The following is a 21,490-nucleotide window of genomic DNA, read 5'->3' as shown; positions in this document are numbered from 1 at the left end:
GGCTGCACCTATCCCAAATTGCTGATCGTCTGCATCGCCATGTCCATGAAAATCGCCTGGGCACTGCGTTCTGGTTCCCCTGCTTTGGGCTGTCGCTGCTTGTAAGAGCCATCCGGCTGTAGCTCCCAGGCTTGGCGATTATCTGTCAGCAGAATGCCCAGAATTTCTTGCAGATCTTTGGCAAGCTGCGGGTCTTCGATCGGGGTAATCGCTTCTACCCGGCGATCGAGGTTGCGAGGCATCCAGTCTGCGCTGCCAATGTAGACTTCTTCCTGGCCGTTATTGTGGAAGTAGAAAATTCGGGAATGTTCCAGGAAACGACCAATAATGCTGATGACGCGGATGTTTTCGCTCACGCCTTCCACGCCCGGACGCAAACAGCATACACCCCGAATAATCAGATCGATCTGGACGCCGGATCGCGAGGCTTCGTAAAGGGCAGCAATAATCTGCGGATCAACCAGCGCATTCATTTTGGCGATAATCCTTCCTGGCTGTCCGTTCTTACAGTGGTCAATCTCTCGCCGAATCAGTCCCAGCATTCGATCGCGCAAATTCACCGGAGCCACCAGCAGCCGACGATACGATCGCTGATGCGAATAGCCTGTGAGGTAGTTAAACAAATCCGTCAAATCTGCGCCCAGCTCTTCCCGGCAGCTCAGGAGTCCCAAATCTGTGTAAATTCGGGCAGTGCGATGGTTGTAGTTGCCTGTGCCGATGTGGACATAGCGACGAATCCGATCGCCTTCCTGCCGCACCACCAGCACCACTTTCGTATGCGTTTTTAGCCCCACCAGACCGTAAACGACGTGAACGCCGGATTCTTCCAGTCGCTTAGCCCACTGGATATTATTCTGTTCGTCAAACCGAGCTTTTAGTTCAACCAGCACGACCACCTGTTTGCCTTTTTCCGCCGCCGTAATCAGGGCATTCACGATCGGAGAATCTCCCGATGTGCGGTAAAGCGTCATTTTGATCGCTAATACCTGCGGATCATTCGCTGCCTGAATAATAAATCGCTGCACCGAACCCGAAAACGAATAATAAGGATGATGCACCAGCAAGTCACGGCGCCGAATCACCGAAAAAATATCAGATTCATCGTGGGAACTGCTGTTGCCAGATGATCGCCCATCGCCGACCGATCGCAGCCCCGGCAATACTACGGAAATACGAGGCAAATCTTTCAATTCGGGCACGGGCAGCGACAGCAGGGACATCAAATCTTTGAGATTCAGCAGTCCTTCCACTTCGTAAACATCGCTGTCCTCCAGCTCCATTTCCTGCATCAGCGTCGATCGAATCGAAGCCGGAATCGTGCTTTGGACTTCTAACCGCACCACTGAACCGCCCAGTCGCCGCTTGCGAAGTTCCTGTTCGATCGCTTCCAGCAGGTCTTCTGCCTCGTCTTCCTCCAGTTCCAGATCGGCATCGCGGGTAATCCGAAACAGATGATATTCCTGGATATTCATTCCCGGAAATAGTGCCTCCAGATTGTGGGCGATCACCTGCTCTAGCGGAACACCTGTCCAGAGGCTCGGCTTACCATCCTGGTGCTGAAGCTCTGCCGGAAACACCACAAAACGCGGCAGAATTTTGGGCACTTTCACCCTGGCGAAATGCTCTCGATTGGTTTCTGGGTTTTTGACAACCACTGCCAGATTAAGGCTGAGATTAGAAATAAACGGAAACGGATGCCCCGGATCGACGGCAAGCGGAGTCAGTACGGGAAAAATTCGCCGCTCAAAAAAGTCCTGAAGGAAAAGCCGCTGTTCCTGATTGAGGTCGATGTAGTTCAGCAGGTGAATTCTTTTTTCTGCTAGTGCCGGACGCAAGACCTGCTCAAAGTGGCGATGCTGCTCCATCACCATAGGGCGCAAAACCTGAGCGATCGCCTCAAGCTGCTGCTGCGGGGTGCGTCCGTCTGGGCTGAGCGAGCTAACCTGTGCCTCGACCTGCTGTTTTAGCCCGGCAACGCGCACCATGAAAAATTCGTCCAGGTTTGCGCTAAAAATCCCTGAGAATTTGAGCCGCTCCAGCAGCAGCGTGCGCTGATCAAACGCCTCCTGCAGGACACGACGATTAAACTCAAGCCAGCTTAACTCTCGATTGAAATAGAGCTGGGCTTGGTTCAGGTTGACTTCGGTGGGAGTTTCTTTCGCTTTCGGCATAGCATTCTGGGCACTAAGTACTGCTCATCCTCTCAAAAATTACCCATGAAGAAAAGTATTCTGCACAACGCCCGATCGCAGTAAGTACCTCAGGATGGACTTTGCCAATCAGCAATCCTACTCAAGCAACTTAAGCAAAACGAGGAACACGACCACGAAGCAATCTTGGGGTATCGAGCTGACTGAACTGCCCGGAAGAACTGCATCATTCAGGCAATTTGCCTGCAACCAATCCTTCTTGCTTTTCGTCCTGCTTAAAGGAATGGTTAACCTCTGCGTTCCCGCTCGATCGCAATAAAATCCGTTTCGGTTGTGGCTTGTTTGGGTCTGACTACTCCGATCGCATCTCAACCGATCACAAAGCCTTCGTAAAGCTGCCTCGGTAATAATAGGTATCTTCCGAATCCGTGTGGGAGAATTTAAGGAAATCAAGCCCTTTGATGAGGACACCTGTAAGAGGAGATTTGAAAAGGAACATCTATGAGCTGAACTGCCTCCTTAATCAAAAAGGGTGTAATATCAGCGAGGATTGCCTGGGCTGCTTAAATTTGGCAAATTGGTTTGTTGTTCTAATGCGATCGAATCCTAACAAAGACGATTTTGATGAATTTGATGAAAATGGCAATGTCGCAGGCAATTGAACGGAAACCCTCTGAATTTGAAAGCCGCTGAACCTAGCAGCAATTCAATTTAGAAGCGATTTAAAGGCGATCGAATTCAAGTCATTCTCGTTCGATTCACTGTTACTCTTTCCTTTCCCTGTCCTTGGTTCTCTAGTGTATCTTTGGCGATACAAAGTGGTTCTTTCACGGGAGAAATTATGCAGTTTTTCCTGGTAGCCCGTTTCGCTGTTTGCATATTGTCTGGGAACTCTCGATAAAGCTGTGATTGCGCTGGTCTCTCATGAAGCACATCCTCAAGCCTGTTGGACACTGTTTAGCCACAGTTGTCATTACATCATCGATGCTCAAGGTCTATCCTGCCTCGGTCGCCGATGCTTCTATTCCCCCTGAAGTTCCGTCGTCTACCGCTAGTGAGGAATCAGTTCAAGATTTGCCTGATCCCTTATCGGATGAATCGTTGGAGCCGTCTGCTTCTGTGGTCAGTCCTTCAGCCCCGGTGACGGTGGAGTCGATCGTCGCGCCTGAAGTGGCGGGTGTCATCGTTCCCACAACCCCGATCGCGCCTGAGCCATCTCCACAACCTGAGCCTGCTGCGATCGCTCCCGCTCCTTCAACGCCTTCTCCTGCTTCCCCCGCTGCCTCAACCGCTGAACCGACTTCTTCCCCAACTTCAGCAACAGATTCAGCGACGACTCCCCAGTCAAAACCAAGCGGCACTTCAAAACAGGTAGTTGTCAAGCAGCCTGCTGCTCAGCCCCAAACGCTTGGGGCAATGCGCCAACAGCTTGATGAAAAGTTAGCGGCGATCGTGGCGCGAGATCAGGCAAGCCGAGAAGCTCAGCTTCAGCAAAATTTGATGCGAATTGCGCTGAATTATGCCGAAGTCGGAGCCTTTGAGCCAGCCCGCGAGGTTGCCCGCCATCCTGCCCTACCGCTTGAACTACAAACGGCACTGCTTGCCCAGATTGATCAGCTTGCGGCTCAAGTACCAGGTCAGTCAGGCACTCAGTCTTCTCCTGTTGTGGCAGCCCCATCTGCGTCTGCTCAAGCTTCTGGGAGAACGGTTCCCGGTGATGCGATCGCGTCGATGCCTGCCTATACACCCGGCTATGCGCCGATCGGTCGCGCTTTGCCAGAAACCTTTGCAATTCCGCAATGCTCGGCTGCCGATGCGCCTGCTGCTCAAGCCGCTGTTCGCCCTTCCCAGGCTAACGAGAAGAAACCGCTTCCCGGCTTTGGGAATCGAGTTGCTGCAACTCTGGCATCTGCTGTTAAGCGACCTACCGCGCAACCCGTTCGCTCTGCAGATGCGAAGTCATCGGCTGCAAAATCAACTGCCGCAGAAGCGATTGAGCAGAAATCATCGACTGCGAAGCCCATCGCCGAGCAACCGGTTGGTAAACCCACCGCTGCTGAATCTGTAACTGCTTCTGAAAAGGCAGCAACTCCGGCTCAGCCTCGATCGCTTGCGGTTCGCCCCAATTTTTCTGCGGATTCACCGTCGGCTGATTTATCTAAAAATCTCAAAAATTCTACTGCTCAGGCTCGAAATCTCGATCGCTTCAACCTTCAGCCTGCATCGCCGATCGAGATCATGGGCTACTGGCTCAGTAAACCGCTAAAAGAAGCTGGAATTCGTCTGCCCTTTGTACCTGTGCACTCTCAACCAGAACCCGAAACCCAGATAGAAGTCCAGATAGAAGCCCAGATGATCGAAACGGGAGATGAAAATTCTGCGGAGTCTGCTGCGGTGCCTTCCTTGCTGTCCTCGGCTTATGAACAGACGGATCGATCGCTTGATTTGCTTCAGCCTGCCCTCAGCATCAGTCCTTACCTGCTCGACCTGAAGCAGTCTTTGGCGGACTTCCAGCTTGTGGAGAAAGATGCAGTTAAGCTTTCCCCACCCGCAGCCAGCGTTACTCCCCAACCGAAAGCTCAGACCGTCAGCCAAAAAACTGTGACTCCGCAGACGGCTCCGCTGGATTGTTTCTCGCCCCGCGCCGAGTCCACCAGTCTCACGGTTTCGCCTGCTCTAGCAAGACAAATGGGATGGGGAAATTTAGTCTTTCCGTTGCCAATTCCAGCCATGCTGACTTCGGCATTTGGCTGGCGAATTCATCCCATTTCGGGCGATCGTCGCTTTCATGCAGGCGTTGATCTGGGTGCGCCGATGGGAACTCCAGTGGTGGCGGCAATGGCAGGGCGCATCGTGGCAGCAGATTATATGGGCGGCTATGGATTAGCGGTAATTGTCGAAACAGCAGCCGGAAGCTACCGCAACCTCTACGCTCACCTTTCAGGAATTGCCGTTCGTCCTGGAGCGGTCGTTCAGCAGGGCAGCGTCGTGGGCTGGGTCGGCAGTACAGGTAACTCTACTGGACCGCACCTGCATTTTGAAACTCATATTCCAACCGAGAACGGCTGGACGGCGATCGATCCGCTTTCTGCTACGGCAAAGACGATCGCGAGCCGGGAACTGGGGCAGGGGGGAGGCGAGTGATGAGGTAAGGTAGGCGGATGAGTGGATGGGTAGGTGGAGCTGCTCAGGGAATCGGGTTTTGAAGGCAATAGCGTTTTATTTCTCTTTTGTCTTGCTCACTTACCCCCGACCTGAGTTAGCACAGATTTAACACGGACAAACCAAGGGCATCTTTATCCACCCGCTTACCCCTCCACCCCTTCACTGATCTACCCGTGATCTATCCATCAATCCACACTCTTCTCCCGATTGACAGAGTGCTTCTTTATACACTTAGTTAAGATTGAATGAGACAGATGAATTATCTCCGGTTACGGGGGTGCGCTACCGCGTTTGAGTATATAAGCCCTTAACTCATTGTGCGGAGCAACTGTATATGAGCAGTGTTTGTTCAAGTCGTGTTCGTTCTAGTCATGGTATCCTCACTGCCGTTCTAGTGGCAAGTACTGTTTTTTCTGCCATGACTTTGCCCCTGGTGATGCAGCAGCCAATTCCGGTGCTGATGGATTTTCCGCCTCAGTGGAGTGAGACCCCGCCTTCGCGAATGGATCGCGAAACGAGAAACAGTATTATTCGCTATTTGGGGATTGCGATCGTTTCTAGCGTAGGAAGCGGTCTGGGTGCAGTCGAACTGTTGAGGCGGCAATATCGGGCAAAGCAGCGGCTCCAACAGGCAGGATCGGGATTGCAAGAAGGAATTGTTTTACCGGATCGCGCTCTGGAGCCTGCATATGTGCCGTTCATGCCTGTTGCTGAACCCAATTCCTTTTTTGCAGAACCTGCTCAATCGAGTGTTAGCTCTGTCGCCTCTGAAGAACTGCTTGTTTCGCAGAGTGCTGCTTCAGAGTCTCCGATCGAACCCTCGGGTTTTATTGCTGAAAGCTAAACCGTGGAGAGCTAAGTTCCGCAGCTGCCAAATCTGCATTACGTGTTCGCTTGGTTGTGAGTCGCTCGATCGCATTTAAGCTATCGATTCGCTTCAATTTGTCATGCTTTAATCTACCACTGCTGTCACTGCTGTCACTGCTGCCATTTGAGCGCAGGCAAAAGGAGAGCGGGCACTGTCTCTGCGTTTGGAGATAACCTTGCGCCTGGTCTTCATGCGCTGGCAATGTGCTTTATCCATTGACACGGTGCTGATCATGCACTGGCAATATGCTGACGATCGCCGTCCGCTTTTCAGCGAGTGTCTAAACGAAAAGTAATCGGACGCTTTAGCAATCCCTATCGTTCTGCCAAAATTCTGCCGATGGAAAAGGGATGGTTTCCGCCTATAATGTAGCCTAAGTTGCACTTATATATCGTTTTATTCACGATCGGCATCATCCCTTTAAACTAGTTGACTTGAAGCTAGTTGATTGAGCTTCAGCAAACTGATTTAGCGCAGGTTGGAGTGTAGGCAATGGGCACAAGTTCAGCGGGGGGTTCGACCGGGGGAAGAAGCCGCAGAAGCAGAGCAAAGGCAACGGCGGTGGTAAATCCGTCAGATAATGCACCAAGTAACGCACCAAGTAACCCATCAGATAAAGCACTGGTACAGGAGGAAACGATGGCAGAGAAGAGCGCGGGCAACGGCGAAGTGACTGAGTCAAAAGCAGGCAAGCTGGATCTGGCGAAGAAACCGGAAACCAATGGTGGGGATTCAAAGCTGGCAGTGCGAACCGAGGACTCTAAGGGAGATCTGCAAGGGTTTACGGGCTACCTGGGCGATCGTCCGATTATACATGGTGCGATCGAGGTTGTAGAAGAGTTCACTGCTGCAGGGGTTCGCCCGATCGCTGCAAGCCACATGGATGTTTTTAGCACGATTCTGAACGGTCGTCCGATCATGGCAAGCCATCTGCAAGTGATGGAATATGCTCTTCCAGGCAATCGTCCTATTTTCGCTAGCGATATGGTGGTATGTGATGACCTGACGCTGCCCGGCGGTCGCCCGGTCATGGCAAGTAACCCGGATCTGCTGGCTGCAACCCTTCTGCCCGGTGGTCGTCCGATCGCTTCAAATGAAATCGACGATAGCGAAACCCTGATGGGCTTTATCGACTAACGGCAGCTAAGCCTCAAGGCATTTCATTTTCTCACTTATCCTGTCGATGGCTCAGTAGTCTTGCAGATATGGCAGCTACTGAGTTTTTTATTGCCCCATTTTCGACCGCTGAGTCAAACTCGCTACACTGGAAAATGCACGCTTCGAGTTCTGGTTTGGCTTTTGATGCAAGGCTTAAACGCGATCGATTTTTTAGCACACCCTGGGGTAATGCTGGATGTTCGGAGTCCAGCCGAGTACAGACAGGGTCATATTCCTGGGGCAATTAGCTTTCCTCTGTTTACCGACCAGGAACGGGCGCAGGTTGGGACTTGCTATAAGCATGAGGGACGTGACGCTGCCGTTGAGCTAGGCTTTCAGTTGGTTGGACCGAAATCCGCTCAGTTTCTTGCGACTGCCAAACAGCTTGCCCCTGATCGCCGAGTGCGAGTTCACTGCTGGCGGGGTGGAATGCGAAGTGGATCGGTTGCCTGGGTGCTCAAAATGGGGGGTTTTGAGGTTGCGACCCTGCATGGCGGCTACAAAGCATTTCGCAATTGGGCGTTAAAAACGTTTGAGCAGCCTAAACCGATCGTGATTCTGGGCGGCATGACTGGAACTGGAAAAACCGACATTTTGCTGGCTCTGAAAAATCAAGGCGCTCAGGTGCTTGATCTAGAGGCGATCGCCAGTCATCGTGGCAGCAGCTATGGCTCGCTGGGGCTACCTCCTCAACCGACAAACGAGCAGTTTGAAAACGAGGTTGCCGTGCAATGGGCAAAGTTTCAGACCGATTCCCCGATCTGGGTCGAGGCAGAAAGCAAGCGAATTGGAACCTGCTGCATTCCGGAGCCTTTGTTTCAGCAGATGGATCAGGCTGAGGTATTAGAAGTTGTTCGTCCTCGATCGGAGCGATTGGCATTGCTAGCGAATGTGTATGGCTCAGCCGATCGCGAAGCAGTCGTAACTGCAACAGAGCGCATCCGCAAACGGTTGGGTGGGCTGCGAACTCAGCAGGCAGTAGATTTTATTCGTCAGGGACAAATCAGTGAAGGCGTGAGCATTGTCCTGGAATACTACGACAAGACCTACACCTACGATCTGCAGCGGCGAGATGTGGTGATTCATCCGACTGACGTTGCAGGGCTGTCCGCCGAAGAAAGTGCTGCAAAGCTGTTGGTCGCGGTTCAGCAACTGCAAGCGAAATCAGAGCCAATGCTTAGTGCAAAAGTGAAAGCTAATGTTTAGCGCAAAAGCGAAAGCTAACGTTTAGCGCGAAAGCGATCGAAAGGTGAAGTCGAAAAGTGAAATGGAAGCTTCTAAGTTACTGATTAAATTTAGCCAGAAACTCTGGACGGATGCCGAACAACAGCAGCAGTTTATCCATGCGCTGACTCAGCCGCGATCGTTTTCGCCCTGTATTCTCTGGACAAAGCCTCGTCCTGAGCCATTTCCCTTTGCCGTCGAACCTGCTCTTCTCTGGCAGGCAGCCTTTGTCGATCGATTGACGCTTGGAGAAAGACCAGGACAGCATTCGCTGCATAAAGCGGGCTATTTTTACTGTCTGGATTTTTCTTCAGTGTTTGCGGCCACACCGCTGCTGGCGATACGAAGCAGTTCCCAGGGGGGGGTAATTAATGCTCCTGTTCGCCTCGTGGTCGATATGTGTGCTTCTCCCGGCGGAAAAAGTATTTTTGCTTGGGCTGCTCTGCAACCGGATTATCTGCTGTCCAATGAAGTGATCGGCAAGCGAATTGGTGCCCTGCTGTCGAACCTGAAGCGGTGTCAGATTGAACCTGCTGTTGTGTCAAATTTAGACCCTGAAGTGCTGGCAGAGGCAATTCCGCAAACGGCAGAGGTGGTGCTCGTGGATGCGCCCTGTACTGGACAATCGTTGCTAGCAAAAGGCGGCAAGGCTCCGGGCTGCTTTCATCCGGTCAGCATCAACAAAAATGCAAATCGACAAAAGCGAATTATTGCCAATTCAGCGCGGGTGGTTGCTCCCGGCGGATATTTGCTTTATATGACCTGCGCCTATTCTCCAGAAGAAAATGAACAGGTTTGTGAATGGTTTTTAGAAAAGTTTTCGCAGTTTCAACCAATCGCCGTTGATGCCCTGTCAGCTTATCGATCGCATCTGGCGCAGTTTCCCTGCTATCGAATGTTTCCTCAGTTGGGGCTGGGTGCAGGCGCCTTCAGTGCCCTGTTTCAAAATACGGCTGGCTTTACGATTAACGGGGAGGCTATTGATAGGGAGTCTGCTGACAATAACGCGATCGAGGAAGCTGCCGCACAGCGGCTCAAGGAATTTCTACAGCGTCCGAGATTGATTTCTACATCGCGCTCTTAAACCGCTGCATTATCTTCCTTTGAGATATCCTGCATGGTTCAGTGAGTCCATGAGCAACAGTACAAGCAAAGTTTACGCCGGGCGTGCTGTTGTCAGCAAGTTTTCTACCTCCTGGTCGAGATTTGTTTTTCTCTTATGTTTATTCTCAAGATTTTGCTTATTCTCAAGATTTCTTCATCGATCGATTTCAGGATCAATTCAGGATCCAATAAAGTTTGGTTCTTGCAAAACGATTTGCGATCGTTGAGCCTTTCCTTCAAACTTATTATTCACACGTTTAACCTTGAAAAGATTGAACGATCGTTCCTGAATAGGTCAATTTTGTTTGTGAGTTGCTTTTAAAAATAAATTCGTTAGCTAGATATTCTTTGTTTCCATCATGCCTGACTAGACTTCAATTCCTTATAAATTTTTGCTCTACTTATTTTCTGCGGTTGCTGATGGATCAGTAGGTGAATCAGTAGCCGCACAAGCGCTTTGGGTAGTGGCGATCGTTGCCCTGGTTTCTACAGCGTTGCCTTGGAAGCACGAAGTTGACCGCAGGCGGCATCGGTATCTAAGCCTCTGGAATAGCGAATGCTGACGGCGATGTGTTTGTCCTGCAAGGCTTTAACAAATGCCTGAATGCGCTGTTCGCTGGGACGCTGGTAGTCTGCTTCGCTAATCGGGTTATAGGGAATCAGGTTCACATGGCTCTGGAAGCCACGCAGATGGTGGGCCAGCTCGATCGCCTGCTGCTGACCGTCATTCAGTCCTGCCAGTAGAATATATTCAAACGAGACGCGCCGCCCCGTGAGGCTGACATATTCGCGGCATTCGTCCAGTAATGCCTGAAGCGGGTAAGCACGGGCACTGGGGATGAGTCTTTCTCGCGTTGCTTGATTAGAAGCATGGAGGCTTACTGCCAGCGTTACCTGAAGCTGATGTTCGGCAAAGCGACGAATGCGTCCGGGAATGCCAACGGTGGAAACGGTTATGTTGCGCTGCCCGATGCCTACGTCTTGATTAAGCGATCGAATGGCAGCCAGCACGTTGTTCATGTTCAGCAGCGGTTCGCCCATGCCCATAAACACAATATGGCTGACGCGCTGCCCTAGGTCTTCCTGCACAGTCAACACCTGATCGATAATTTCGTGTGTTTCTAAGTTGCGAAGCAGTCCGCCTTTTCCGGTCGCGCAAAAGTCACACGCCATCGGACAGCCCACCTGAGAAGAGACACACACGGTCAGCCGCTCACTGGCGCCGCGTCGCACTGCCGAATTTCCAGGTAAGTCCGTGTATTTGTACGTGGGCATTCCCACCGTTTCGATGATGTGCCCGTCTGCTAGCCGCAGCAAATATTTCACCGTGCCGTCTGCCGCTTCCGATCGATAGTGAACCGTTGACCGCCCGATCGCCCCATCCACAACTGTCGCTCGCCACTGCTTGGGAAACACCGAGATGTCCGCAAGCGATCGTGCCCCTTGCTGATAAATCCACTGATAAAGCTGCTTGCCACGATAGGCGGGCTGACCCTGCTGCTGAACCCATTCTGTGAGTTCCGCCTGAGTCATTCCTAATAAAGGGCGAGTTGAGGTCGGGTGATTATCATCCCTTTGGGGAACAGCGAGGCTATCGATTGCAGCTTCCCCTGTACGCTTGGTTACAGCTTTCCCTTGGGGAGAATCGATCGAATCAGCATCAAGCGGCGTTACAGCAGACATAGGAATTCGCACAGGAGGTCACTCTTTCCATGATACGAGATTCCCTGAGACTCGACTTTTTGCCCGAATTTCTCCTGGAGGATGTTTGAGGAGTCTTAGAGTCCTGCGTTGCCCCTCAATTCCCCAATTCTGGGGGATTTTGAACTCCTTGAAGGCAACTAGGTTTCTCATCGTACCGACCGACCGCCAGAATAGGGGGGTGCGGGGGCAGTTCGGGTCACAATCAGAACTTTCACCCTCCTAGCCTGGTTGCTCCACAGTTCTCTGAAGGCGTAATCGCATACGCCCCTTTAATATCCTCCAGAGCTTCGCGGAGATCCTGAGCGTGAAACCAGCCGACATATCCGGCGTAGAGGCATTCTCCCTCAGGGGAAGTGAGGAAGGCATAATCCATGCCAAACCAGTTTCGCCAGGTGCGAATCGTACCGCCGTTTGCCAGCGTCATGGCGATCGCTGCCTGATCGAAGTCGCCGCAGTGTCCATCGGTCATACCCGGAGTTGCGCGCAGTCGCCGGATGATGTCGTTATCCAGAATGGTTTCGCCGATCGTCGTATCTACCCAGAAGTCGCGAATCGTGGCTGCCACGTCTAGATGGTTTCGCAGCGCAGAATGGGAGACGCCCGGTAGGCAAACATATTGAGCATTGGCAAACCGCATACAGGCGATCGGCACTGTTCCGTCTGTTCCCTGCCCCACATCTCCGGCAATGATCAGGGTGGGAATCTTTTGGGCGATCGACTCTGCCAAATGCACCCGCGACACGCCCAGATCGGCTGCAATCCCAATTCCCAACTGCCAGGGGTCGATCAGCCGACTCAGATCCGAACCCCCAACCGGAGAACCAATCAGTACCAGCGAGTGAACCCGCGACCACCATTCTGGGTGACGATGCAGCACCTCCAGCCAGATCAACCCGCCCATTGAGTGACCGACGATCCGGATCGGAGTCTGGGGATAGGGCGTAAGGTGAGCGGCGGCGATCGTTTCGACTGCATCAATCAGCGGGTCAATTTTAAGCCAGGTTTGAATAAACCCTAGATCAGGCGCAACGACCGGCGTAATATCGGTCACTAGCCGCTTCGCCAGACTCAGTACAGCCTGATTATCGTCTGCCCACCCATGCTGCACAAACAGCAAAAACTCAGGTTCGACCGCCCCCGGATCGATCGTAGAACCGCCCATTCACTCCTCCTTTGCTCAAATGTTGCTACAGATTTTGGCATTGTTAAGCAAAGGTTGGGATCTATCGCTGTGCCACATCGCCCTATTCCGCTAGATCGCCCAATTGCCGACGCGCCTCAAATAAGCCGATCGCCACACTCACCGAAAGATTGAGACTGCGAACTTTGGGATGTGCCATTGGAATTCTCACCACCGTATGGCAAGCTTCCAGCACATGAGGCGGTAGTCCTGTTGTTTCGCAGCCAAACAGGAGCCAATCACTCGGCTCATACTGAAACTCAAGGTGGCTACAGCGTCCTGAGGTGCTAAAGCCAATCCAGCGTCCGGGGTGCTGCTGGGTTTCGGCAACAAAGTCTTCTAACGAGGCGTGATAGTGCAGATCCACATAGTCCCAGTAGTCGAGCCCGGCTCGTTTCAAATATCGATCGCTGATTTCAAAGCCCAACGGTCCAACCAGATGAAGCGGGGTTTTGGTTGCAGCACAGGTACGAGCGATGTTGCCCGTGTTAGGCGGAATTTGAGGATGAACCAGAACAACCTGCGGCATAGAATCGATCGTTTCACAGTTTCGAGTTTTCTGTCCTCTAGTTATAGGCGATTTGGGCGCGTTGCGGTTGGACACTGTGCCCAGGTAATAAAAACTCCTCCAGGTGATTGACCCGAAGGAGAAGATAAAGTTGAGCAGCCCTAACAAGAACTTGCAGATACCTGGATTTCAAAGATTTCTAAATCAATTTGTATTAACCATCCTGTGTATCAACTATCCTGTAACGATCGACGGTTTAGAAAAAAGCAGGTGTCGATACTTAGTCTGCCGTTGCCGCCGTTGCCAGGGGAGCTTGCTCACTCGGATGCGATCCAGACTCCTCAGGATTGAGGCTCATGCCCAAATCTTCCTCTAGCGCAGCTTCGATCCTCAATTGATTGCAGGAGATGATATCCGCCAAGATTGCACTTGCCATCGCGCCAGAGTGAATTTCGAGCTGTGCCTGTGGCAATGCCTCAAACACGAGCCGCTGTCCGGGAAAAATGACGCGCTCAAAATACCAGTTTGGAATATTGGTAATTCTGCCAATCTGAATTCTGCTCGTGGCATTTACGTAGCAGCAGACGATCGGATCGGATGCACCTGGAGGAAGGGGATCAAAAATTTGCGCCATAGGATTGAGCTGCGTTGGAGCGAGGTTTTCTAGTATTTAGACCCTAACACTGTCTGATCCCCGCTAGCTGTAAACCCGACTACCATCCCCCTATCTCTGCCTTGGGAAAGAGCGATCCGTTTTGTTAATCCGCTCTTTCTGAACATTTAATATTTACCTTCTTCCTAACTCAGGTTGGTCGGTTAGTAGCAGTCTAGGGGAAATCCATGCAGCCCAAGAAAGTCAGTGGTATCGTGAAGTTATATAAACCTCCCGTTCAGATTTCTACTGCCCGCACATGAACGATCGCATTCTCTACGTGCGCCTGCCCTGCAACCCCATCTTCCCGATCGGAGTTGTTTATCTGGCAGATCATGTTCACAAGCTATTTCCAGACGTTTCTCAGCGCATTCTCGATCTGGGAACAATTCCACCGCTAGATTTTGGAGCTGCGCTCGATCGCTGCATTGACGAGTTCAAGCCAACGCTGCTGGTATTCTCCTGGCGCGATATTCAGATTTACGCTCCGGTCGGCGGACGAGGCGGTAACCCGCTGCAAAACGCGTTTGAGTTCTACTACGCCCGCAATCCATTCACCAAACTGAGAGGGGCGATTGGCGGACTGCGGATGGTGTCATCCTACCTGACTGAGCTGTGGCGCAACCAGAATCTGATTCAGCGAGGGCTGAAGCGCGCCCGTCAGTATTGCCCGGAGGCACGATCGGTCGTTGGGGGCGGTGCGGTCAGCGTATTTTATGAGCAGTTGGGCAAAGTGCTGCCGAAAGGGACGATCATCTCGGTTGGGGAGGGAGAAGCTCTGCTCGAAAAGCTGCTGCATGGACAGGATATTGCAGACGAACGCTGCTACATTGTGGGTGAAACCCAGCCTCGCGATCGCCTCATTCACGAACAGCCTGCCCCCCTAGAGAAAACTGCCTGCAACTACGACTACATTGCGGAAATCTGGTCGGATTTTGACTACTATCTGCAAGAAGGCGACTTTTATATTGGGGTGCAGACCAAGCGCGGCTGTCCCCACAACTGCTGCTACTGCGTTTATACCGTGGTCGAAGGTAAGCAGGTGCGAATCAATCCGGCAGACGAAGTCGTGAAGGAAATGCGCCAGCTCTACGATCGCGGCGTTCGCAATTTCTGGTTTACCGATGCTCAGTTTATTCCGGCACGGCGGTTTATGAATGATGCGATCGAGCTCCTGCAAAAAATCCTCGACGCAGGCATGACGGATATTCACTGGGCGGCGTACATTCGGGCAGACAACCTAACCCCGGAACTCTGCGACCTGATGGTGAAAACCGGGATGAATTATTTTGAGATCGGCATCACGAGCGGTTCCCAAGAGCTGGTTCGCAAAATGCGGATGGGCTATAACCTGCGGACGGTGCTGCAAAACTGCCGCGATCTCAAAGCTGCCGGATTTAATGACCTGGTCTCGATTAACTATTCGTTTAATGTCATTGATGAGACGTTTGACACCATTCGTCAGACGATCGCTTATCACCGGGAGATGGAGCGCATCTTTGGTGCAGATAAGGTGGAGCCTGCTATCTTCTTCATCGGACTCCAGCCCCACACGCACCTGGAAGAGTACGCCTTCAAGAACAATATTTTGAAGCGAGGCTACAATCCGCTTGCCATCTACTTCCCCTGGGTTGCTAAAAAGCTGCTTTGGAATCCAGAACCGCTCGGCTCTTTCTTTGGCGAGGTCTGCCTCCAGGCATGGCAACAAAACCCAAACGACTTTGGACGGGAAGTAATGAATATTCTGGAACAGCGTTTGGGCGTGGCTCCGTTAGAGGAAGCTCTCACTGCCCCGATCGACTCTAAAGAACCGAAGGAACCCAAGGAACTGACTGCGGTTTAAGCTTGTGTTAAACAATCTCTAATCACACTCTCGAATCAGCTGCAAATCTCCTATGTCCTTTAAATAGGCCAACTTTGGGGGACTTCCGAACCGTTCAAAGCGCAAAGCTTGGGAGCGAGATTCAAGAATCGTGAATTGGATGAAGGCATCAGAGGCGAACTTCCCTTGCTCCGAATCTTAAAGTTCTCCCAAGACTGGGGGATTTAGGGGGCTACGAAGCCTCAAACCCAAACCAGAGACAATTCAAGGTTCAAGGTAAGACGACAGCCCCGAATTGAAAAGCGACTTGTTCCAATTACCGTTGCGGATCGAGCAGGGCACGCAGGGCAAACCTTGGCAGAGCCAGCATCCGTCGCCATCGCCAGGGTTCCTGATACAGCCGATAGACCCACTCCAAATGGTTATTTGCCAGCCATCTTGGAGCGCGGGTCTTTTTGCCAGACCAGATATCAAAACTGCCACCGACGCCAATCCAGATCGAATCAGGGCAAAGATAGCGATGCTCAGCGATCCAGAGTTCCTGGCGGGGGACGCCCAAGCCCACAAGAATCAGGCGCGGCTGAAGCTGCTGGAGGGTTTCGTTGAGCTGCGATCGTTCTTCTGCCGATAAATATCCGTGCTGAACGCCGACGACCTTAAGTTTGGGAATGTGCTGTTGAAGGCGATCGGCTGCGGCTTGAGCCACTCCGGGCGCACCACCGTAAAAGAAAACTGTGCCTTCTGAACCTAGCAGCGGCATTTGATTGATCAATTTTTCTGCTAGCTCGATGCCAGGACATCGCTGCACTTTCATACCCCGTAGCCGCAGATAAAGGACGACTCCAGAGCCATCGGGAATCACAAGTTCTGCTTTGCGGATCACCGCTGCCAGGTCGGGCGTTTTCTCTGCCTGCATTGCCATTTCTGCATTCAGCGTCACGACATGAACGCCGCAATGATGTTTTGCATGGGACAGTAGCCAGCCCGGATAGTCGGAAACCAGGTGGATTGGTAACCCTAACACGGTCGATCGTCTGGGAGCTTGGAGCAGGTCAGGCATGGGGAAGACGACAGAATTTAATGCCTTCCAATTATAGGGGGCTTTGTTTCCGTGAAGATTCTGAGAAATTACTCAGATTTCGTATCGGCTTTGCTATCCTCTCGGCAGAATTAAGGTTAGGGATTGAATGAGGCGACGACCAGCACGGTTTCACTCTGGCATCTGCACAGAGTATGATCATTAAGAATTTATTAACTGCATCAGTACTTCTCCTCATGAGTAGAGAAACACTGCAAGCACTTTTTTGAGGGCAACTCAGCAAAGTAAGGAGAATTTATCTTTCCCCCTTGCCTGGCTCTTGTTCCGTAATGCGTGTGATTGAAGAATGCCTGTGATTGAAGCTACCCGCTTTGGTTATCTCCGCTGCTGTCTTCTACGCCCTTCAGAATTGTTCTCCCGGAAACCTGTGAGGATCTATGGCTGCTCATCTGACTACCTCTGCTCATCTGACTGATGATCTTGCGCTCCAAAGTCGCTTGGATACCTATTATCAAGAGATTTGCGCCGTTATTCTCGATCGCCAGCATCCGGTGACTGGACTTTTGCCTGCTAGCACTGCCATTACTGCTCACGGCAACTATACTGATGCCTGGGTGCGGGACAACGTTTACAGCATTCTGGCGGTCTGGGGGCTGGGACTGGCATACCGAAAGGTGAATGACGATCGTGGCAGGGCGTATGAGCTAGAATACAGCGTCGTGAAACTGATGCGCGGCTTGCTGTTTGCCATGATGCGGCAGGCGCACAAAGTCGAAAAATTCAAAGTATCGCAGGGGTTGCTTGACGCGCTGCACGCCAAATACGACACCCAGACTGCAGATGTGGTGGTGGGGGATGACGGCTGGGGACATCTTCAGTTGGATGCCACGTCGCTCTATTTGCTGATGCTGGCGCAAATGACGGTTTCCGGGCTGCAAATTGTCTTCACGATCGATGAAGTGAATTTCATTCAAAATCTGGTGTATTACATCGGTCGCACCTACCGTACCCCGGACTATGGCATCTGGGAACGCGGCAACAAAATGAACCATGGCAAGCCCGAACTCAACGCCAGCTCGATCGGCATGGCAAAGGCAGCCCTGGAAGCCATTAATGGACTCGATCTGTTTGGTGTGCGTGGCAGTCAGGCTTCGGTGATTCACGTCTTGCCGGATGAGATCGCCAGGGCACGAATTACGCTGGACTCGCTGCTGCCCAGAGAATCGGCTTCCAAGGAAGTGGATGGGGCACTGCTGAGTGTGATCGGCTTTCCAGCATTTGCGATCGAAGACAGAACTCTGGTCGATCGCACCCGCGACAACGTGATTTCTAAGCTGCAAGGCAACTATGGCTGTAAACGGTTCCTGCGCGACGGACACCAAACTGTTATTGAAGATGTGACTCGGCTGCACTACGAGCCGAAAGAGCTGAAGCAGTTTGAGCATATCGAGTGCGAGTGGCCCCTCTTTTTCACCTATCTCCTGCTGGACGCGCTGTTTCGCGACGATCGGGAACAGGCGGAACGCTATGACCAGAAACTTCAGCCGCTGCTGATCGAGCAAAACGGTTTTAAGCTGTTGCCAGAGCTTTATTTCGTGCTTGCGGACAAGATCGAAGCAGAGCGATCGACTCCCCACAGTCAAACTCGCTTGCCGAATGAAAACGTGCCGCTGGTCTGGGCACAAAGCCTCTATTTGCTGGGGCAGATGATTCGGGAAGGGCTGCTAGCGATCGGCGATATTGACCCCCTCGGACGGCATCGGCAGTCGGGCAAGCGTCAGAAACCCCTGGTGCAAATTGCGTTGCTGACCGAAGACGAAATGCTTCAGGCAGAGCTAGCCACCTATGGGATCGCCACCCAAACTCCGGCACAAGTTGCCCCCATTCAAGTCAGACGGGCAGAGGAACTGTCTCGTGTCTATTCCCAGATCGGACGCAATGACAAGCTGAAGCTCACGGGTCGCCCGGTTCGGCGGCTTCGCAGCATGACGACTTCGCGGATTTTCAAGGTTCGAGGGGAAACGATCGTCTTCCTGCCTGCCTTCCTCGATCCGCAGCAGTTTTACCTAACGTTGGACTATCACTTTCTGGTGGCACAGATCAAAGGCGAACTGGCATACATTCAGCGACACTGGCGTCAGCTCGGCAGACCGACGATGACACTGCTGCTGACCCATGCCATGTTCCAGACCGAGGCAGAGCAGGGATCGCCCGATGGGGTTGCTGAATCCTCTCCCCTACTCAAGCTGCTGCGGGAATTACAGGAAGGAAGCTGCAACGGCGTTCCGGTTAAGCTCGGCGACTTAAAACAAATGATGCTGACCGCAGGCATAGAGCGGGTTGATTTTCTGCACGACTTTGAGTTTGCTGAGGCATCAGTGCAAAATGCAGCTCCGGCAGAGTATTACCTAACGTTTTATCCAGATCGCAATGCGCCCCTGAGCAATACGCAGGAATTTTTGCTGGCTTATGAAACCAATATTCCACGATTGCTTGATTTGCTGCAGCAGTCGGTGAACCTGTATGAGCAGATTGATTTGCTGGAAAATCTCAGCAATTTGTGTGATCTCACCTTTGACACAGGATTGGGGGGTTCGGGTCAGCCTGTGACGATCGCGATGCTGTTGGATGAGGTTTACAGCAAAGCCAGTCAGATTCAGCTCTGGGCAGTCATTCGGCGCGTTGCCGGGCTGCTGCACAAAGTTGATGTCAGCCTCTCGGATGCGGTCACCGATATCCTGGTACGGGGCAAGCAAATCTCGGTGGGCAAGGCCTATACCGAAGCTTCGCTAATCACCAGTCCCCTCCCTGCGACGGACATCATGGACAAGATTCAGCACTTTTGCAGCAGCGACGTGCGCGAGCGTCCGCTCACCCAGGAAATCCTAATCTACCTCAGTGTGCTGATCAAGACCGATCCCCAGCTTTTTAAAGGATTACTGACACTGCGGGTGAGCTATCTGATTCTGCTGATTACCACCGAACTGGCACGCGAGCAGCAAATCACGCAAGACGAAGCATACGAGCGGCTGATGCGCCTCAGTCCGTTTGAGATTAAGCTGCGTCTGATGCAGGTTCTCGCAGGCTACAACACGCTGAACCAGTCGCTATTTCAGCAAGAATCGCTGCACGTTCGCCAAACCCAGGAAATCGAATGGGTCATTTCCGCTGAGGCAAATGTAGAAGCTCCGGCACAGTCGATCGACTGGTGGAAGCAGCGGCAGCGAGACGGGGCCCTGAATCGCGTTCCCACTGGGTTTTATCCCAGCGTGTGGCAGGTGATGCGGCACTGCAAAGGCGTAGTGATTGGCGACAAGCTCGATCGCCGCAATCGGCTCGATAGTGAAGTGCTGCTGGCAGAAATGACTCCAGGCGAGAAAAACTTTGCGCTGCGGGTCGAGCATCTGCTGAACAACATTCAGGCTTCCGAATATCGTCAGGTCAACATCGAGGCACTGATGGAGCTGGCTGCCATCGCCGATCGCAATCCAGACCTCCAGATCGAGGAATACATTGTGCTGGATGTGCTGATCGGTCACGCCGTCCGACTCGCCTGGCTGGATCATCACCCTGATGCTGCGGATACCTACGATCAGCAAAAAGGAGTTGCTTGGCGATCGTTCTATGAAACCTCGCCCTATGTTTGCGCGAAATATATTGCGAAAGCACTGCGCTTCCTGACCGAACTGGGACAAGCCCCGATGCCTCGCGCTCCGATCTCAGCCTGAGAGAATCGAATTTTGCCAAATCCTCCCCGACTGAAAATCGATCGCCTACGATCTAAAGAAGGAGCGCGGCATTCGATCGCATCATTCCATTGTCATCACTATTGCCAGCAAATCAGATCATGCAGTTTATCGATCAGGCAGAAATTGAAGTTCAGTCAGGCTCAGGCGGAGATGGCATGGTTGCCTTCCGGCGCGAAAAATATGTGCCTGCGGGCGGTCCTGCGGGCGGCAATGGCGGTGCAGGTGGATCGGTTTATCTGAAAGCAGTTGAGCATCTGCAAACCCTGCTGGACTTTCAGTACGCCCGCATTTTTAAGGCAAAAAACGGTCAGCGCGGCGGTCCCAAAAACATGACCGGAGCTTCAGCAGACGATCTTTACATTGAAGTGCCTTGCGGCACAGTTGTTTACGACATCGAAACCGATGAGATTGTTGGAGATCTGGTCACGCCCGGACAAACCCTGCTCGTCGCGCAAGGCGGCAAAGGCGGGCTCGGCAACCGTCACTTTCTCAGCAACCGCAACCGCGCCCCCGAAAATGCTCTGCCCGGACTTCCCGGAGAAGAACGCGCCATTCGGCTGGAGCTGAAACTGCTGGCAGAAGTAGGAATTATTGGCTTACCCAATGCAGGCAAATCGACCCTGATTTCTGCCCTGTCTGCTGCCCGTCCCAAAATCGCCGATTATCCGTTTACCACCCTGATCCCTAACCTCGGCGTGGTGCGAAAGCCCACCGGAGACGGAACTGTTTTTGCCGACATTCCCGGACTGATCGAAGGGGCACACCAGGGAGCCGGACTGGGACACGACTTTCTGCGCCACATTGAACGAACCCGGCTGCTGCTGCACCTGATCGATGTGACTTCTGAAGACCCGATCGCTGCCTACGAAACGATCCAAGCTGAGCTTGAGGCATACGATCGCGGGTTACCCGATCGTCCCCAGATTCTTGCCGTTAACAAAATCGACGCTCTGCCGCCCGATAGCACGCTACCCAACGACCTCGCAGCCGAATTACACGATCGAAGCGGCTGTCCGGTCTTCATCATTTCTGCCGTTTCGGGAAGCGGACTGGATGAGCTGCTGCCAACAGTGTGGCAAATGCTTGACGAAATCAAAGCTTCTGAACCGAGTCAAACCGAGGACGAGGCGGGAATCGAAACCGAATTTGTCTGTCAGGAGCTTTAAA

At 52.4% G+C, this 21,490-nt stretch carries 13 protein-coding genes and 1 pseudogene; 8 read left to right on the top strand and 6 right to left on the bottom strand.

The annotated features are described in order from the left end of the window. Positions 1-8: 8 nt before the first annotated feature. Positions 9-2,171, bottom strand: coding sequence for a polyphosphate kinase 1 (gene ppk1, locus NDI45_RS02580; RefSeq protein WP_348246103.1), 2,163 nt, complete (start codon positions 2,169-2,171; stop codon positions 9-11). A gap of 2,679 nt (positions 2,172-4,850) precedes the next feature. Here ppk1 and NDI45_RS02575 point away from each other — a divergent pair. The 5 genes and pseudogenes from NDI45_RS02575 to NDI45_RS02555 all read left to right on the top strand — a co-directional run. Beyond that, positions 4,851-5,294 (top strand): annotated as a pseudogene (locus tag NDI45_RS02575) (M23 family metallopeptidase); the annotation flags it as partial. Between the two features lie 415 nt (positions 5,295-5,709). Continuing rightward, a complete protein-coding gene (locus NDI45_RS02570) occupies positions 5,710-6,159 on the top strand; it encodes a hypothetical protein (RefSeq protein WP_190793022.1) in 450 nt (149 codons plus the stop codon). Between the two features lie 516 nt (positions 6,160-6,675). Then, the gene (locus NDI45_RS02565) at positions 6,676-7,320 is read left to right on the top strand and encodes a hypothetical protein (protein WP_190789909.1); all 645 of its coding nucleotides are present in this window, start codon (positions 6,676-6,678) and stop codon (positions 7,318-7,320) included. A 90-nt stretch (positions 7,321-7,410) separates the two neighbouring features. Next, the gene (gene mnmH, locus NDI45_RS02560; RefSeq protein WP_348246101.1) at positions 7,411-8,547 is read left to right on the top strand and encodes a tRNA 2-selenouridine(34) synthase MnmH; all 1,137 of its coding nucleotides are present in this window, start codon (positions 7,411-7,413) and stop codon (positions 8,545-8,547) included. Between the two features lie 61 nt (positions 8,548-8,608). Then, positions 8,609-9,649 carry an RsmB/NOP family class I SAM-dependent RNA methyltransferase gene (locus tag NDI45_RS02555; protein ID WP_190789910.1) on the top strand — a complete coding sequence of 347 codons (1,041 nt, stop codon included), beginning with the start codon at positions 8,609-8,611 and terminating at the stop codon, positions 9,647-9,649. A 506-nt stretch (positions 9,650-10,155) separates the two neighbouring features. On the opposite strand, the gene rlmN is transcribed toward NDI45_RS02555, so the two are convergent. The 4 genes from rlmN to NDI45_RS02535 form a co-directional block, all read right to left on the bottom strand. Next, positions 10,156-11,202 (bottom strand): 23S rRNA (adenine(2503)-C(2))-methyltransferase RlmN, encoded by a 1,047-nt coding sequence (rlmN, locus tag NDI45_RS02550; protein ID WP_242067115.1) that lies wholly within the window; start codon positions 11,200-11,202, stop codon positions 10,156-10,158. A 382-nt stretch (positions 11,203-11,584) separates the two neighbouring features. Beyond that, positions 11,585-12,535: an alpha/beta hydrolase gene (locus tag NDI45_RS02545; protein WP_190789603.1), complete on the bottom strand. Its 951-nt coding sequence runs from the start codon at positions 12,533-12,535 to the stop codon at positions 11,585-11,587. An 82-nt stretch (positions 12,536-12,617) separates the two neighbouring features. Then, a complete protein-coding gene (locus NDI45_RS02540; protein ID WP_190789604.1) occupies positions 12,618-13,082 on the bottom strand; it encodes a tRNA (cytidine(34)-2'-O)-methyltransferase in 465 nt (154 codons plus the stop codon). Positions 13,083-13,341: 259 nt separating this feature from the next. Continuing rightward, positions 13,342-13,695 (bottom strand): DUF1830 domain-containing protein, encoded by a 354-nt coding sequence (locus NDI45_RS02535; protein WP_190789605.1) that lies wholly within the window; start codon positions 13,693-13,695, stop codon positions 13,342-13,344. 277 nt (positions 13,696-13,972) lie between these two features. Between NDI45_RS02535 and NDI45_RS02530 the strand changes: the two genes are divergently transcribed. Further along, complete coding sequence (locus NDI45_RS02530; protein WP_348246097.1) at positions 13,973-15,556, top strand: photosystem II high light acclimation radical SAM protein; 1,584 nt, start codon at positions 13,973-13,975, stop codon at positions 15,554-15,556. Between the two features lie 295 nt (positions 15,557-15,851). Here NDI45_RS02530 and NDI45_RS02525 read toward each other — a convergent pair whose 3' ends face one another. Further along, positions 15,852-16,595, bottom strand: coding sequence for a WecB/TagA/CpsF family glycosyltransferase (locus NDI45_RS02525; RefSeq protein ID WP_348246095.1), 744 nt, complete (start codon positions 16,593-16,595; stop codon positions 15,852-15,854). 416 nt (positions 16,596-17,011) lie between these two features. Here NDI45_RS02525 and NDI45_RS02520 point away from each other — a divergent pair, with 416 nt between their 5' ends. Together NDI45_RS02520 and obgE are read left to right on the top strand one after the other, a co-directional pair. After that, complete coding sequence (locus NDI45_RS02520; RefSeq protein WP_348246093.1) at positions 17,012-20,302, top strand: glycoside hydrolase family 15 protein; 3,291 nt, start codon at positions 17,012-17,014, stop codon at positions 20,300-20,302. Positions 20,303-20,421: 119 nt separating this feature from the next. Continuing rightward, positions 20,422-21,489, top strand: a complete 1,068-nt coding sequence (obgE, locus tag NDI45_RS02515) for a GTPase ObgE (RefSeq protein WP_190794526.1) — start codon at positions 20,422-20,424, stop codon at positions 21,487-21,489. Position 21,490 lies beyond the last annotated feature (1 nt).

It is taken from the genome of Leptolyngbya sp. GB1-A1, assembly GCF_039962475.1.
In the GTDB taxonomy this organism is placed as follows: domain Bacteria; phylum Cyanobacteriota; class Cyanobacteriia; order Elainellales; family Elainellaceae; genus Leptolyngbya_A.
The sequence above is the reverse complement of the archived record's forward strand: the minus strand, read 5'-3'. Positions and strand labels throughout refer to the sequence as shown.

Coding starts and splice junctions, on each gene's coding strand:
- ppk1 (WP_348246103.1), bottom strand. CDS start 2,171: ATGCCGAAAGCGAAAGAAACTCCCACCGAAGTCAACCTGAACCAAGCC.
- NDI45_RS02565 (WP_190789909.1), top strand. CDS start 6,676: ATGGGCACAAGTTCAGCGGGGGGTTCGACCGGGGGAAGAAGCCGCAGA.
- NDI45_RS02555 (WP_190789910.1), top strand. CDS start 8,609: ATGGAAGCTTCTAAGTTACTGATTAAATTTAGCCAGAAACTCTGGACG.
- rlmN (WP_242067115.1), bottom strand. CDS start 11,202: ATGACTCAGGCGGAACTCACAGAATGGGTTCAGCAGCAGGGTCAGCCC.
- NDI45_RS02545 (WP_190789603.1), bottom strand. CDS start 12,535: ATGGGCGGTTCTACGATCGATCCGGGGGCGGTCGAACCTGAGTTTTTG.
- NDI45_RS02540 (WP_190789604.1), bottom strand. CDS start 13,082: ATGCCGCAGGTTGTTCTGGTTCATCCTCAAATTCCGCCTAACACGGGC.
- NDI45_RS02535 (WP_190789605.1), bottom strand. CDS start 13,695: ATGGCGCAAATTTTTGATCCCCTTCCTCCAGGTGCATCCGATCCGATC.
- NDI45_RS02530 (WP_348246097.1), top strand. CDS start 13,973: ATGAACGATCGCATTCTCTACGTGCGCCTGCCCTGCAACCCCATCTTC.
- NDI45_RS02525 (WP_348246095.1), bottom strand. CDS start 16,595: ATGCCTGACCTGCTCCAAGCTCCCAGACGATCGACCGTGTTAGGGTTA.
- NDI45_RS02520 (WP_348246093.1), top strand. CDS start 17,012: ATGGCTGCTCATCTGACTACCTCTGCTCATCTGACTGATGATCTTGCG.
- obgE (WP_190794526.1), top strand. CDS start 20,422: ATGCAGTTTATCGATCAGGCAGAAATTGAAGTTCAGTCAGGCTCAGGC.